Here is a 13,949-nt window from a genome sequence, read left to right on the forward strand (position 1 = left end):
CTTATTTTCGCTTCTTCTTGAAAGCGGAGATCACAAGGATCAAAACGACAAGAATTATGGTGAGAGAAATTGGTCGCCTAAAAAGGGTCAGGTAATCGCCCTGAAACGCAATCAGCATCTGGCGCATGTTGAGGTCCAATAATTTCGAGAGAACCATCGACAAGACCAATGGAGCAGGTTCAAACTCAAGCTTCCTCAAAAAATAGCCGATGAGCCCAAAGACGCAAACGACGTAAACGTCGAACACACTGTTATTTATACTATACGCCCCTATAACACACAAAAGAAGAATGAGCGGGTAAAGAATCCTGGGTGATATCTTAAGTATTTGAACCCAAAGCGGGATAAGGGGAAGGTTGAGTATGAGTAACATCACATTTCCGATGTACATGCTACTTATTACTCCCCAGAAGATGTCCGGTTTCTCTTTAAGTAAAAGCGGACCGGGAACTATTCCGTGTACGAGGAAAGCTCCAAAAAGGACCGCAAGCATAACGTTGGGAGGAATACCTAGCACTAGAAGAGGGACAAAAGAAGTTGAAGCAGCTGCGTTGTTTGCAGATTCAGGCGCAGCAACCCCTTCTACTGCTCCAGACCCAAACTTCTCAGGACTTTTTGAGAACCTCTTCTCGACGCCATATGCCAGAAATGAAGCCACAACTGGTCCGCCACCAGGTAGTAAACCGAGCATAAAACCGACCAATGAGCCCCTAAGAATAGCCCATTTGGCCTCCAACCAGTCCCGGTAAGTGAGGAAGAGGTTTCTGATCTTTGTTCTTACGAGCTCGGGTTCTACAATTCTTTCCATGTTTACGAGAACTTCTCCTATTCCGAAAAGACCCATTGCCACCTGTGCTATGCCTAAGCCCTCGAAAAGATAAGGAATGCCAAAGGTGAAACGCTGTGCGGATGTGATAGGATCGAGTCCCACACACCCAAGAATGAGTCCAAAAACACACATTATGAAAGCTTTTATCCTAGAGCCGTGGGAGACGTAAACGACGAAAGTGAGTCCAAGCAAAACCAAAGCAAAATACTCACAAGGACCGAATCTTAAGGCTAAACCCACAAGGGGTTTTGCGATAAGCGTAAGCCCTATTATTCCAAAAGTTCCGGCTATGAATGAACCGATTGCGGCTATGGCTAAAGCAGATGCAGCGCGGCCAGCCCTTGCCATTTGGTAGCCATCGAGACAGGTGATTACACTTGCCGCCTCGCCAGGGACGTTAAGAAGAATTGATGTTGTGGATCCGCCGTACATGGCCCCGTAGTATATCCCGGCAAGCATAATTATCGATCCGGCAGGCGGTAACTTGAATGTCAAAGGAAGGAGTATGGAAATGGCTGCAACAGGCCCAAGACCAGGCAAAACCCCAATTAGGGTTCCTAGTGTAGCTCCCGCCAAACACAAAATCAGATTTTCGGGGGTCAGTGCGATTGAAAAACCATAAATCAAACTAGAAAGTGTATCGCTTACCACTTCAACCCCCAAAAAGGCTTCCTCGGGGTAGTGGCACCTGAAGAAGGATCTTAAAAACGATATATGATAGAAATGATGCCGAAAGAGAATAGATGACCGATCTTGGTAATTTAAAACCGCAGAGTGCAAAGATAAAGATCATAAAAAGTATAGTCGCTACGAGAAACCCTAAAAGTTCAAGGACCAAGGCATACGTAAAGAGGAGAGTGAAGACTAATACAGGCCTTTTCCAGTAAATTGGGACCTCATCCGCTTTACTCTTCATGTACAAGACTACCGAAAGAATAATGAGTATCGACGATGAAAAAAAGGGCAGAAAGCCAGGTCCGGGCGAAGAAAAACCGATCTTCAGCTTGAACGAAACATAAAGCACGTAGATACCGACCAGTAGGAAAAGAAGCGAAGCTATCTGCCCTTTCTTCATCCCCTTAGTACGGTCTGGTTGCCGATTCCTTAATAAGCCCGGTTTCTTTCAGAGTCTTTTCCAGTTTGAACCACATGGTCCTTAAATATTCCGTGTACTCCTTCGATCCCATAAATATCGGTATCATGTCCAAACTATCGAGAACGCGCTTGAACTCAGGTGAATCTTTTGCCTTGCTAAAGGCATCCTCCAATTTTCTGACCACCTCATCAGGCATCTTTGCAGGGCCCAGAATAGAAAATACCGTTTCGTTAACAAAGTCGTATCCCAGTTCCTTTAAAGTAGGGACTTCAGGATGCTTAGGATTTCTTGTTGCCTGATGGTAAGCAAGTACTCTGATCTCACCCGATCTCACATATGGAGCATGCTCCGGTCCGGAAGAGCAGATATCCACGTGACCTCCAAGGAGAGCAACAAGAGCATCTTTTGACCCGGGATAGGGGACATGGATTATGTCGAGTTTATCTTTGAATTTCACGTATTCCATCGCATGGTGCATGGCAGTGCCAACTCCGGCTGAGCTGTACTTTAGCTTGCCCGGATTCTTTTTTGCGTACTCCACGAGCTCTGCATGAGTCTTCCAGGGAGCGTCTTTTCTCACACATGTTGCATTCTGTGGAGACGCAAACGCAACAATTGGAGTAAAGCTCGCTAAAGGTTTGAAACTCACTTGCTGAAAGTGTGGTGCCCTTATTATGCCTGTACTAGTTGCAGCACAAAGGAGGTATCCGTCAGGTTTTGCGGTCGAAATCAGGGTAGGTGCTACTGTTCCGCCACCTCCAGGCTTATACTCGATAATGAAACTGGTCCCCAAAAATTTTTCAGCAGCCGAGCACAGGGCCCTCGTTGTAAGATCCATCGATCCACCAGCTGTGAATGCCACATATACAGTTATAGGTCTTTCCGGATATCCGGCGGCAAAAACCTTTCCACAAATAAAGGCTAAGAGCAAAATAAAGAGAATTTTTTTAAACATGGTTCCCTCCCCTTTTATAGGATAACATCAAAGGCAGTGGTATCCTAAGCTTTATAGCCCCGTTCGGACATTCCTCTACACACAATCGACAGTGAAAGCAGAATTCCGGGTAGGCAACATGAGGGACACTGTCTTTTTCGCTGCCAAAATACACATCTTCCGAGCACACATCAACACATTTTCCGCAGGCCGAACAGAGCTCAGGTTCTATCACTGGAGGCATAAATCAGATTCTTTTCCAAGTGTATACTAATTTTCCATCCTCTTTGCGGAAGAAAAGCCCTTTCTCGTTTAAGCTAGGATCTAGGAAAGGATAATCCATCCTCTTATGAAAGCCTCTACTTTCCTTTCTCTCGATCGCACCTAAAAATACAATTTCCGCAAGATCAAGAAGGTTAAATACCTCTAGTACTCTTGCAACTTCCCATTGATTTCTGGCAGTGGCGGTCTTGTAAAATTTTTCTTTTAGCCTTTTCAAATTCTCGTATCCAGCACAGAGAAGGTTTTCATACCTCAAAGTTCCCGCATAGTCCCACATTATCTGTTGAAGACATATATTGGCCTCAAACCAAGTAGCCCCAACTTTTCTGTTTCTAATTTCTGCCAAAAATTCCTGAAGACGCGCTGTAAGCTCCTTGAGTATCATAGATTCCTTTTTTTCCACCTTATTTACCAGGCTTGCCGCATTTTGTCCGGCAATCCAGCCAAGTGTTGCCGCAGGCCCCACTCCGACCATTACCTCATCACCGGCTGCAAAGACTTGTGGCTTTGAAGTCCTACATTCTGTATCTATCCATATTTTCCCTTCAGGAATTAGATGATACGTCATGAATTCTACCTTGTCCTTTTTGAGGTCAATCCCTTCTTCTTTTACGTGATCGAGAAGAGAAGCCATCCCTTCGTGTAAGAAAAATTCAATCATGTATTCGTAGTCTTCATCGGTTATGCCCTCCATATCCATATAGACAGGGCCTCTTCCTTTTCGAACTAATATTTCAGGCAAATCTGGCCTTGCCTCGAGTACCATATCACCGTACAACCTTTCTGGCCTCTTAACGTATGGGCCGCAGGGTTTACCGTTCCCGTCCTTTAGCACTCCAACCCAAGTTGCCTGCCCAAACCTGGCAAAGTACTTAGGTCCCATGTGCCTTTTTGGCAATTCGGGACTCACTATATCTATGCCCGCCCTGAGCGCCATTGCCCTGCCATCCCCTGTCAATGTTAGGCAATTAGGGGTGCTGGAGAGCCAACCAGGTACTGGAGGAGGGTATAGCCTATCTGTCGTTCCCGTTGCAAGAACAACAGCCCTGGAAACATACACATGAATCTTTTCTTCCCTCGTATGAATCGCCAAAACCGCACACGGAGAGTCTTCTTCTATGATCAAATCCTTTGCCATCACTCTGTTATGAATCTTCACTCCCCTTTCCTGAGCCTTTCTGTAAAGAACCTTTTTTTGATTTTTGCCCCTGTATTTTAGATGGGTAAAAACCTCCCCGGGAAAAGAATGGCCCGCAAATTCCCATTTCTTTCCATTCCTCATCGGTATTCCCCAGTCGTCCCACACCTTTACGATTTCAAATGAATGTTCAAGAAATTTTTTTATCACCGCAGGAGGTGTACCAGATTGCATGATCGCAAGCTTCGGGCCTTTAAGACACTCTTTTAAAAAGGAGTCAAGATCCGCTCCGTGTACTTCAGGGATGTAACACCAGAAATGATCGTTTCCAGATCTTCCACGACCGCTGAATTCGGCATTGCCTTTTTCAATTACAATCACATCCGCGCCTTTGTCTTTTGCTGAAATGGCAGCCATAAGTCCAGCTATTCCACCACCAACACACAATACATCAGTAGTATACATTTCTATGGGGTAGGAAAAAACCATAACAATAGACTATAAATGGTTAAGAGTCAGGATGTCAAGGATAATCGAGTAGAATAGTTGAAATGTGCCGAGGAACGGAATCGAACCGCTGACACGAGGATTTTCAGTCCTCTGCTCTACCGACTGAGCTACCTCGGCACAGTCTTTATTTTAATAGAAGCTTTTTGCTCGTGTCAAGGGTCATCCAATTATGCTTTCCTTGTTTTTCCTCACTGGAAATCGATATTGAAGAGGGACCAGGGAAAGTTTTATACTGATGGAAAAACAAAAGGGGGTTTCGATACATGAAATATCTTCGAGGTTTTACTCCGTATCCAAAAGAAGAAAGACTAAGGTATAAAAAACTGGGTATATGGAGGGGGATCACATTTGGAGATTTGATTGACAGGGCGGCAGATATTTATCCGAGAAGAGAAGCCCTTGTCGATAAAGACATGAGGTTTACCTATTCTGAGGTTAGAGAGCGAGTGAATCGGCTCGCAGTTGGATTTATCGAGTTAGGCATAAAAAAGGCTGAAAGGGTTTTGCTTCAGTTACCGAACTGGGCCGAGTTCGTTTTCGCGTATTTCGCTCTTCAAAAGATAGGAGCAATCCCTGTGCTCCTCATAGACAGGTACAGGCAGTACGAAATTTCCCACCTCTTTAAACTTACGGGGGCTAAGACATGGATAGTACCTGAGGCTTATGGAAAGACCGATTACATACCCATAATAAGGGATGTTCTTGCCACAACGAAGGGCATAAAAAACGTTATACTCGTAAGAAGCAAGAATCAGAATGGGTTTACGAGCCTAGAAAGACTTTTAGATACGAAAATAGACGAATCTTCACTTAGGTTACTGGAGAAGAGAAGACCTGATCCTATGCAGGTAGCCCATATGGGTCCAACAGGAGGGACAACAGGTCTACCAAAGGTCGTCCCGAGAACGCACAATGACTACTTGTGCAGGGTTGAGTACTCTGCTTACGCCCTTGAGATGACATTAAATGATATAACTCTAATCTGCGCTCCCATTGGCCACGATATGGCCTTCAGCATGGGTCTTTGCACGACTCTTTTTTCGTTCGGAAAGGTTGTGATGTTGGACTCAACAAGAGCCCAAGACATACTCCCTACGATTGAAAAAGAAAAAGTAACATACACTTGCTGGACACCTACATTTGTCGCCAGAATCCTAGAGTTCGAAGGCCTAAAGGATTACGATCTGAGCTCGCTTAAAAAAATGTACTGCGGCGGTGGAGCAAGCTCGCCTAAGCTTGTGAGAGAGGCGATAGAGAAATTGAGATGTATTTACGTTAACGCATATGGCGGTACGGAAGGGATGAAAGCTCAGACGAGATTAGATGATCCACTGGATATTGTAGAGAGAACGGTGGGAAAGAAGGTCTGCCCATACGACATCTATAAAATTGTGGATGAGAAAGGAAACGAGCTTCCTTTTGGCAAACAGGGCGAGCTTGTCATAAAAGGTCCATGCGTCTTTACAGGTTATTACAACGCTCCTGAGGAAAATGAGAAAGTATTTACTAAAGATGGGTTTTTCAGAACCGGAGATTTGGCAATGATGGACGAGGAAGGAAACATAACAATAACAGGAAGGATAAAGGAGATGATAAATAGGGGTGGAGAGAGTATAAGTGCTACGGAGATAGAAAATCTCATATTAAGCCATCCGAAGGTTGCCCTTGTGGCGGTCATAGGAATGCCTGATGTGACGATGGGAGAGAGGGTCTGTGCCTACATAAAACCAAAGGAGGGGGAGACGATAACCTTTGATGAAATAATAGCCCATCTTAAAGAGAAGAAAGCTTCAGTTCTTCAGTTTCCCGAGCGAATAGAATTTGTGGATTCCATGCCCCTTACAGCGGCTAATAAGATAGATAAGAGGGCTTTGAGGGAAGACATAAAGAGAAAGATTGGCTGGAAGGACGAATGATCCTTATTTTGATTGAAATTGGCCAGATATTATGTTAAAAGAATCAGGTGTCAAAGTGGGTTTAACCCACTTTTTTAGTATGGGAGAAATGGAAAATCCTATCGTTGAGAGGATTAAAGATCTGGTAAAACCTATCCTTGAAGAGGAAGGGATCGATCTCGTAGAGATAGAATTCAGGCCCAAAGGAAAGAGGTGGCTTCTAAGACTTTACATAGACAAAGAAGGCGGAATCAATATCGGTGACTGTGAAAAAGTAAGTAGAGAGCTTAGTACCCTTTTGGATGTGGAGGACTTAATAGACCATCCGTATACTCTGGAAGTCTCTTCTCCAGGTCTTACAAGGCAGCTAAAAAGGGCGGAAGAATTTAAAAAGTACAAGGGAAGGCTCTGTAGAATAATCACAAAAAGAGCCCTTGATGGAAGGACCGATTTTTTGGGCGAGATTGGTGAAGTACAAAAAGAGGGTGTGGAGTTGAAAGGGAAGGACAGATCCGTAATCATACCGTTTGAGGCAATAAAAAAGGCCAATTTAGAATTTCAGATTTAGAGAATCATGGCTGGCTATTTTGGACTGAATTACGTGATAGAGCAGGTAGGGAAAGAGAAGGGCATCCCAAAGGAAACGATCATAAAAGTGTTGGAAGAAGCTCTGCTCCAGACTTGTAAAAAGAAGTTTGGGCAACATCTGGACCTTGAAGCGAGATATAACGAGGAGTTAGACGAAATTGAAATATTCCAATTCAAGACCGTTGTGGAAAATCCAAAAAATACCGACACTGAGATTTCTATCGAAGAGGCAAAGAAACATGATCCCGAATGTATGGTGGGGGATAGCATAGGGATAAAGCTTGATACTTCCGCCCTAGGTAGAATAGCGGCTCAGACGGCAAAGCAGATCTTGCTTCAAAAGATAAGGAATGTGGAGAGCGAGGTTGCCTATAACGAATACATAAATAGGAAAGGGACAATTGTATCTGGAATAGTACAAAGAGTCGAAAAGAACCACTACGTTGTCAACTTGGGAAAGGCAGAAGCGATTCTTCCTTTTAGAGAGACTATCCCAGGAGAAGTTTTCAAACAGAGAGACAGAATAAAGGGGTACATACTCGATGTGGAAAAGGGACAGAGGGGCTGTACGATACTTCTTTCTAGAACGCATCCCGGTTTCCTTATAAAGTTATTTGAGATGGAAGTCCCTGAAATTCAGGAAGGGATAGTAAAGATAAAAGGTGCAGCAAGAGAACCTGGTGAGAGAGCGAAAATTGCTGTGCACAGTGAGGATCCTGATGTGGACCCCATAGGAGCCTGTGTGGGTATGAAGGGATCTAGAGTCCAGGCAGTCGTTCAGGAGCTAAAAGGCGAAAAGATCGATATAGTTCCATGGAGTCCCGATCCGGCAAAGTACGTGTACAACGCACTGGCCCCGGCGAAGGTTTCTAAAGTTTACATAAATGAGGACGAAAAGTCGATGGAGATCGTGGTAAGCGATGATCAGCTATCGTTGGCGATAGGAAAGAAGGGGCAGAATGTTAGACTTGCATCGAAACTTACCGGATGGAGGATTGATATAGTTAGCGAATCTGAGGTGGAGAGGTCATCGAAGGTTGTGATAACTGAGCTTATGGAAAAACTGAACATAAACGAGATACTCGCACGGATACTTTACGACGAATATTTAAGAGAGCCAGAAGATATTGCCAAGCTGACCCCTGAAGAGATGAATAAAATCACGAGCATAGCTATAGATGATTGTAAAAACATAATTGAGAAAGCCAAGAACTACGTCTCTAAAACTTCCCATGACAGGGTGGAGTAAATGACGAAGATAAAGCTCACAACGCTCAAGGATAAATCCTCCGACGACGAACTTCTGCTCAGACTTAAAACGATGGGTGTTAAGATAAAGGATAAGGCTGAAGAAGAGCAGAAGGATGAGCAAAGAACGGAGGAAAGAAAGGAAGAACCGGCCTTTATCGAAAAAAGACTAACATCAACGATAATAAGGAGACGAATAGCTACACCACAGAGGGAGGAAGAAAAACCTCTCCAAGCTGAAAAGGAAACTGTTCCGCCGAAAGAGGAAACTCAGACGAAAATCGCAGAAAGAGTGAGACTAATAGAGGAACAGAGAACTGAAATCGAAGAAGTAAAAAGACCGGAGCCTTCCGCGGCAGAAGAGATTCCGAAAAAGGAAGAAGAAAAAATTCCTGAAACGAGACAGAAGGTAAGGATAGAGCCTATCTCTGAACCAAAACCGGAAATAAAGGTAAAAGAGAAGGAAGAGGAACTGAGGTTAGAAATTGTAAAGCCGGAGGCACCTCCACAAAGAGTTCCAACTGTGGAAGTCCAGATCGAGGGAAAATCCATAGCTGAGTTTTCCTTTGATAGACCAAAGGGAGACTTTGAACTTATAGGAGAGGAGAAAGAGAAAGAAATCACAAGGGTTTTGGAAGAAGCTTATGGGAAAGACTTGGACGTTGACTTCACTTACGTGGAGGAAGAGGAGGACGAGAGAAAGAGGAGAAAAGTTGAAAAGCTTCTTCGGAGATTTGAGGAACTGGAGATAGAAGAAGAAAGGCTAAAAAAGAAAATTTTGCCCAAAAGGAAAGTGCTTGTTCAAGAGGAGATCCAGCCGAGAAAGAAACAGAAAGTCTTTGAATTTCCTGTGCAGAAGGGCAAAAAGGAAAAGAGAGTTGAGAAGGAGGAAGAAAAAAAACCAGAACCCGTAAAGCAGGTAAAAAAGACGGTAAAAATCGGAGACGAGATACAGGTCGGAGAACTTGCGAAGAGGATGGGGATAAAAGTCCAGGAACTTATAGGTAAGCTTCTATCTTTAGGGGTTATTGCCACTATCAACCAAAAGATCGATTTTGACACCGCTTATCTCGTGGCGCAGGAATTTGGGTGTGAGCTCGAAAAGGAGCTCTCGATAGAAGAAGAGTTTTTCGCAAAAGAAGAGGAGATGCAGGATAGACCTGAGGACCTAAAGCCTAGACCTCCTGTTGTCACGATCATGGGTCACGTTGATCACGGAAAAACTCTTTTGTTAGACACCATAAGGCACACAAATGTGGCTGAGAAGGAGGCGGGAGGAATAACTCAGCATATAGGCGCGTACATGGTGAATGTGGACGGTAAAGACATAATCTTCCTGGACACTCCTGGACACGAGGCTTTCACGGCAATGAGGGCTAGAGGGGCACAGGTGACAGACATAGTCGTGCTTGTGGTTGCGGCAGATGATGGTGTTATGCCGCAGACGATTGAAGCCATAAACCACGCAAAAGCCGCATCTTGCCCTATAGTCGTGGCCATAAACAAAATAGATAAACCTAATGCAAACCCAGAAAAGGTCATGAAAGACTTGGCTGAGCTTGGGCTTGTACCTGAGGAATGGGGAGGAAACACTCTCTACGCAAAAATATCGGCAAAGAAAAAGATAGGGATAAAAGAGCTCCTAGAATTGATAATCCTTCAAGCTGAGATGCTTGAACTCAAGGCTAATCCGAATAAGCCGGCAAGAGGCGTGATCATAGAATCTAAAATGGATAAAGGGCATGGACCCGTAGGTACAGTCATAATCCAGGAAGGGACTTTAAAGGTCCATGATCCTTTCATAGCAGGAACAGTTTTTGGAAGGGTCCGAGCCATGTTTGACGATAAGGGGCAGAGACTGGACGTAGCCACCCCTTCAATGCCGGTACTTGTTACTGGGTTTTCGGAAGTTCCACAGGCCGGCGACAAGTTCATCGTGACAAGTGAGGAAAAGTACGCAAAGGAGTTGTCTAAGTTTAGATTGGAAAAATTAAAAGAAAAAGAGTTTTCCTCAGTAAAGAGAGCTAGCCTTGAGGACCTCTACGTAAAAGCCTCTGAGTCGGAAAAGGTAACACTAAATGTGATAATAAAGAGCGACACAAGAGGCACGGCAGATGCAATATGTGAGGCCCTGAAAAGAGTTGGGAATGAGAAGGTCGAAGTTAACATACTCCATAGCGGGGTGGGAGCAATCACGGAAACCGATGTTAATTTGGCCATGGCATCGGGTGCAATAATACTTGGGTTTAACACAAAGCCTGTACATAAAGCAAAGGAGCTTGCCGAAAGGGAAAACATAGAGGTCAGAACTTATTCGGTTATATATGACCTAATAGATGACGTCAAAAAGGCTTTGGAAGGGAGACTCAAGCCAAAGATCGTGGATGTGTATATTGGAAAAGCGGAAGTGAGGAAGATCTTCCATATCTCAAAAGTCGGTACGGTCGCAGGCTGTTTTGTTTCAGAAGGGAAGGTTTTGAGGAGTGCAAATGTGAAACTCATAAGGAATGGGGAGGAGATTTTTAGCGGAAAAGTGAAGTCTTTAAAAAGGTTTAAAGACGACGTAAAAGAAGTGGCTCAGGGATACGAATGCGGTATAGCGCTTGATGGAACAGACGATATCCAAGAGGGGGACATCCTTCAGTTTTACGTACAAGAAAAAGAAGCACAGAGAATTGAGGGGTAAAAGAGATGTTCGTCGGAATATCCAGCGTAGAGATATTCCTTCCGGATAACCATTCCTTGAAAGACAAGAGGCAGGCGATAAAAAAGATAGTCGAAAAGGCCCGCTCCAGATTTAACATTTCCATAATTGAGGTAAACAAATCGAACTTATGGCAAAAGGCTTGCGTTGGCTTCTCAGTTGTGGGAGAGAACGTAGATCAGATAAACAGGATCATCGAGGATGTACACAGTTTCATAGAGAGTCTGTATATAGGAAAAGTAATAGATACGAGAACCGAGATAATTAAGATGGGAAATGAAATATAGAAAGTTCAGGATCCAAGATCTTTTGCGCGAAGAGATTTCGGTCATAATCCAAAGGGAACTTCGAGATCCTGGTTTGGGGTTGGTGACTATAATCGATGTGGAAATGTCTGAAGATTTGAGACAGGCTAAGGTCTACTACAGTGTTTACGGGTCCGAAAGTGACTGGCAGAAGACGAAAGAGGCCCTGGACAGATCGAAGGGATACATAAAGTTTTTGCTTGGAAAAAGGATAAGGATAAAGTATATGCCTGATCTGGCCTTCTTACCTGACAGATCCTACGAGAGAGTGTTAAGGATCGGTGCCATATTGAGTAAAAATAAAGATGCCGCAAAAGATTAAAAAGATTTTAAAAAAAAACGAGAGTTTTCTCCTTTGCACTCACGTTGATCCAGACGGTGACGCTTTAGGTTCACTCTTTGCCACGTATTTTTGGTTAAGGCAGATGGGAAAATCGGTGCGGGTCTACCTTGAAGATCGGATACCTTACAGATATGCCTTCCTTCCTCGCCCAGAGAGTTTGGAAGTTCAAATAAGGGACTTAAATTTTGATGCTGTGTTTGTGTTAGACTGCGGGGATATAAGTAGACTGGGAAAAAGCTATGAATTAATATCCAGACACACTCTTATAATCAACATTGATCACCACGAAACGAACCGCCGTTTCGGAAAGATAAACTATGTCCGCCCTAATGCATCTTCAACAGCCGAGATAATTTTCAATATATTCAGCTCATTAGGTACAAAAATAACTTGGGAGATAGCCATAAACATCTACACGGCCATCTTCACAGATACGGGTTCTTTCAGATTTCCAAACACTAACGCCAAAGCGTTTCAGATATGTGGAAAACTGGTGAGATATGGCATCTCTCCAGCATATGTTGCCGAGATGGTTTACGAAAATCACCCCAAAGAACGGTTTCTGCTTCTTTCAGAAGTACTAAGAACCCTGGAAGTGTCAGAGGGCGGAAAAGTGGGTATAGCTCTTATAACTTCTGACATGTACCGTAGGGCCAATGCCTCCTATGAACATTCGGATGGGTTCGTGGAGTACATAAAGGAGTTGAGAGATGTCAAGCTTGCCATAGTCATAAGAGAACTTGAGAACGGGAAATGTAAGGTGAGTATGAGATCAAAAGACGACTTAGACGTTGCCCGTATATGCCAAACGTTTGGGGGAGGCGGACATAAAAATGCGGCAGGATGTGTTTTGGAGGGTAGACCTGATAAGGTAAAAGAGATTATAAAGGAGACTGTGCTTAAAAAAGTATGAACGGGTTTTTGATAATCGACAAGTCTAGTGGGATGACATCCTTTGATGTTATAAGGAGGCTTAAAAGGATCGCCAAGTTTAAAAAAATAGGGTACGTGGGCACCCTTGACAAGAACGCAACCGGGATTCTTCCTGTTGCTATAAACGAGGGTGTGAAACTTATTCCTTACATCGAAGACATGGAGAAACGTTATATAGCCCGAATCCTTTTGGGGGTTGTAACAAATACTTACGATGTCCAGGGGAAGGTGCTAAGTAGAACCGAGCCTCCCAAATTCGATCAAAAGTTTATAGAAGAGACTCTTCAAAAATTTCGGGGAAGGATAAGACAGAGGATCCCTCCATTTTCGTCAAAAAAAGTTGGTAGAAAACCGCTTTACAAACTGGCTAGAAAGGGTATCCAGGTAGAACCGATGTTTAAAGATGTTGAGATATATGATATAAAATTAACAAGTTACGAACACCCTTATATTGACATCGAACTTTCCTGTTCAAAGGGGACCTATGTGAGAAGCTTGGCAAACGATTTAGGAGAGATGTTAGGTTGTGGTGCTACTTTATATTCCCTTAAAAGGACAAGACACGGCGAATTTGGGGAGGAACTGGCGGTAAAGGTGGAAGACATAAAAACGGTAGAGGACATAGAAAAGAACCTAATACCGTGTGAAAAGGCTTTAAGTGCCAGTAAAGAAGTGATCATAGAGAAGCCGCTTGAAAGGTTTTTAAGACATGGCATGCCCATTCCTATTTTTGGCAACGCTAAAGATTTTAAGGAGGGCGAACTGACTAAAATACTAAACAAGGAAGGAAAAATGATGGCCATCGGAATTGCCGATCCTTCCTCGAAGATTATAAAGGTAAAAAGGCTCATGAACGTGTGGGAGGTATGATATGCCCTTAGACAAAGAGAGAAAGAGAGAGATTATCGAAAGTTTCAGGCTCCATGAGACCGACACTGGTTCTCCCGAAGTACAGATTGCTCTATTGACTGAAAGGATAAGATTACTTACTGAACATTTCAAAAGGTTCCCGAAAGATCACAATTCTAGAAGGGGGCTCCTCATGCTTATCGGTCAAAGGAGGAGCTTGCTAAATTATCTGAAAAACAAAAATTTGGAAAGGTACAGAAAGTTAATTGAAAAATTAGGTTTGAGGAAATAGGGT

General features: G+C 43.7%; 14 protein-coding genes and 1 tRNA gene. 9 read left to right on the plus strand and 6 right to left on the minus strand.

What is annotated here, in order from left to right; all coding sequences use genetic code 11:
• Position 1 precedes the first annotated feature (1 nt).
• From NZ583_03280 to NZ583_03305, 6 genes are all read right to left on the minus strand, one after another.
• Positions 2-1,480, minus strand: coding sequence for a tripartite tricarboxylate transporter permease (locus tag NZ583_03280; protein MCS7280636.1), 1,479 nt, complete (start codon positions 1,478-1,480; stop codon positions 2-4).
• A gap of 1 nt (position 1,481) precedes the next feature.
• The gene (locus NZ583_03285; protein MCS7280637.1) at positions 1,482-1,904 is read right to left on the minus strand and encodes a tripartite tricarboxylate transporter TctB family protein; all 423 of its coding nucleotides are present in this window, start codon (positions 1,902-1,904) and stop codon (positions 1,482-1,484) included.
• A gap of 4 nt (positions 1,905-1,908) precedes the next feature.
• Positions 1,909-2,880 carry a tripartite tricarboxylate transporter substrate binding protein gene (locus NZ583_03290; protein MCS7280638.1) on the minus strand — a complete coding sequence of 324 codons (972 nt, stop codon included), beginning with the start codon at positions 2,878-2,880 and terminating at the stop codon, positions 1,909-1,911.
• A complete protein-coding gene (locus tag NZ583_03295) occupies positions 2,873-3,103 on the minus strand; it encodes a ferredoxin family protein (protein MCS7280639.1) in 231 nt (76 codons plus the stop codon). Before NZ583_03295 ends, NZ583_03290 begins: the two co-directional genes overlap by 8 nt.
• 3 nt (positions 3,104-3,106) lie before the next feature.
• Positions 3,107-4,768 carry an FAD-binding protein gene (locus NZ583_03300; GenBank protein MCS7280640.1) on the minus strand — a complete coding sequence of 554 codons (1,662 nt, stop codon included), beginning with the start codon at positions 4,766-4,768 and terminating at the stop codon, positions 3,107-3,109.
• A 65-nt stretch (positions 4,769-4,833) separates the two neighbouring features.
• Positions 4,834-4,906, minus strand: a tRNA-Phe gene (locus NZ583_03305).
• 146 nt (positions 4,907-5,052) lie between these two features.
• On the opposite strand from NZ583_03305, the gene NZ583_03310 reads away from it, so the two are divergent.
• From NZ583_03310 to rpsO, 9 genes are read left to right on the plus strand one after another with little or no spacing between them, the layout of a single operon-like run.
• Complete coding sequence (locus tag NZ583_03310) at positions 5,053-6,705, plus strand: AMP-binding protein (GenBank protein ID MCS7280641.1); 1,653 nt, start codon at positions 5,053-5,055, stop codon at positions 6,703-6,705.
• Positions 6,706-6,736: 31 nt separating this feature from the next.
• Entirely contained in the window at positions 6,737-7,252 is a 516-nt protein-coding gene (locus NZ583_03315; GenBank protein MCS7280642.1) for a ribosome maturation factor RimP, read from the plus strand.
• A 6-nt stretch (positions 7,253-7,258) separates the two neighbouring features.
• Complete coding sequence (gene nusA / locus NZ583_03320) at positions 7,259-8,521, plus strand: transcription termination factor NusA (protein ID MCS7280643.1); 1,263 nt, start codon at positions 7,259-7,261, stop codon at positions 8,519-8,521.
• Complete coding sequence (gene infB, locus NZ583_03325) at positions 8,522-11,206, plus strand: translation initiation factor IF-2 (protein ID MCS7280644.1); 2,685 nt, start codon at positions 8,522-8,524, stop codon at positions 11,204-11,206. It abuts the gene before it with no gap.
• A 5-nt stretch (positions 11,207-11,211) separates the two neighbouring features.
• On the plus strand, positions 11,212-11,511 hold the full coding sequence (locus NZ583_03330; GenBank protein ID MCS7280645.1) for a DUF503 domain-containing protein: 300 nt from the start codon (positions 11,212-11,214) through the stop codon (positions 11,509-11,511).
• Positions 11,501-11,851 carry a 30S ribosome-binding factor RbfA gene (rbfA, locus tag NZ583_03335; protein MCS7280646.1) on the plus strand — a complete coding sequence of 117 codons (351 nt, stop codon included), beginning with the start codon at positions 11,501-11,503 and terminating at the stop codon, positions 11,849-11,851. Before NZ583_03330 ends, rbfA begins: the two co-directional genes overlap by 11 nt.
• Positions 11,835-12,785: a bifunctional oligoribonuclease/PAP phosphatase NrnA gene (locus NZ583_03340; GenBank protein MCS7280647.1), complete on the plus strand. Its 951-nt coding sequence runs from the start codon at positions 11,835-11,837 to the stop codon at positions 12,783-12,785. The genes rbfA and NZ583_03340 overlap by 17 nt, the downstream gene beginning before the upstream one ends.
• Positions 12,782-13,675: a tRNA pseudouridine(55) synthase TruB gene (truB, locus tag NZ583_03345; GenBank protein ID MCS7280648.1), complete on the plus strand. Its 894-nt coding sequence runs from the start codon at positions 12,782-12,784 to the stop codon at positions 13,673-13,675. The genes NZ583_03340 and truB overlap by 4 nt, the downstream gene beginning before the upstream one ends.
• A 1-nt stretch (position 13,676) precedes the next feature.
• Complete coding sequence (gene rpsO / locus NZ583_03350; protein ID MCS7280649.1) at positions 13,677-13,946, plus strand: 30S ribosomal protein S15; 270 nt, start codon at positions 13,677-13,679, stop codon at positions 13,944-13,946.
• Positions 13,947-13,949: the final 3 nt, after the last annotated feature.

It is taken from the genome of Thermodesulfobacteriota bacterium (assembly GCA_025062045.1).
GTDB lineage: Bacteria > Desulfobacterota > Syntrophorhabdia > Syntrophorhabdales > JANXAF01 > JANXAF01.

What these genes read in the sequence shown, in the direction of transcription:
- NZ583_03285 (MCS7280637.1), bottom strand. Translation starts at nt 1,904, where the DNA reads ATGAAGAAAGGGCAGATAGCTTCGCTTCTTTTCCTACTGGTCGGTATC.
- NZ583_03290 (MCS7280638.1), bottom strand. Translation starts at nt 2,880, where the DNA reads ATGTTTAAAAAAATTCTCTTTATTTTGCTCTTAGCCTTTATTTGTGGA.
- NZ583_03295 (MCS7280639.1), bottom strand. Translation starts at nt 3,103, where the DNA reads ATGCCTCCAGTGATAGAACCTGAGCTCTGTTCGGCCTGCGGAAAATGT.
- NZ583_03300 (MCS7280640.1), bottom strand. Translation starts at nt 4,768, where the DNA reads ATGGTTTTTTCCTACCCCATAGAAATGTATACTACTGATGTATTGTGT.
- NZ583_03310 (MCS7280641.1), top strand. Translation starts at nt 5,053, where the DNA reads ATGAAATATCTTCGAGGTTTTACTCCGTATCCAAAAGAAGAAAGACTA.
- NZ583_03315 (MCS7280642.1), top strand. Translation starts at nt 6,737, where the DNA reads ATGTTAAAAGAATCAGGTGTCAAAGTGGGTTTAACCCACTTTTTTAGT.
- nusA (MCS7280643.1), top strand. Translation starts at nt 7,259, where the DNA reads ATGGCTGGCTATTTTGGACTGAATTACGTGATAGAGCAGGTAGGGAAA.
- infB (MCS7280644.1), top strand. Translation starts at nt 8,522, where the DNA reads ATGACGAAGATAAAGCTCACAACGCTCAAGGATAAATCCTCCGACGAC.
- NZ583_03330 (MCS7280645.1), top strand. Translation starts at nt 11,212, where the DNA reads ATGTTCGTCGGAATATCCAGCGTAGAGATATTCCTTCCGGATAACCAT.
- rbfA (MCS7280646.1), top strand. Translation starts at nt 11,501, where the DNA reads ATGAAATATAGAAAGTTCAGGATCCAAGATCTTTTGCGCGAAGAGATT.
- NZ583_03340 (MCS7280647.1), top strand. Translation starts at nt 11,835, where the DNA reads ATGCCGCAAAAGATTAAAAAGATTTTAAAAAAAAACGAGAGTTTTCTC.
- truB (MCS7280648.1), top strand. Translation starts at nt 12,782, where the DNA reads ATGAACGGGTTTTTGATAATCGACAAGTCTAGTGGGATGACATCCTTT.
- rpsO (MCS7280649.1), top strand. Translation starts at nt 13,677, where the DNA reads ATGCCCTTAGACAAAGAGAGAAAGAGAGAGATTATCGAAAGTTTCAGG.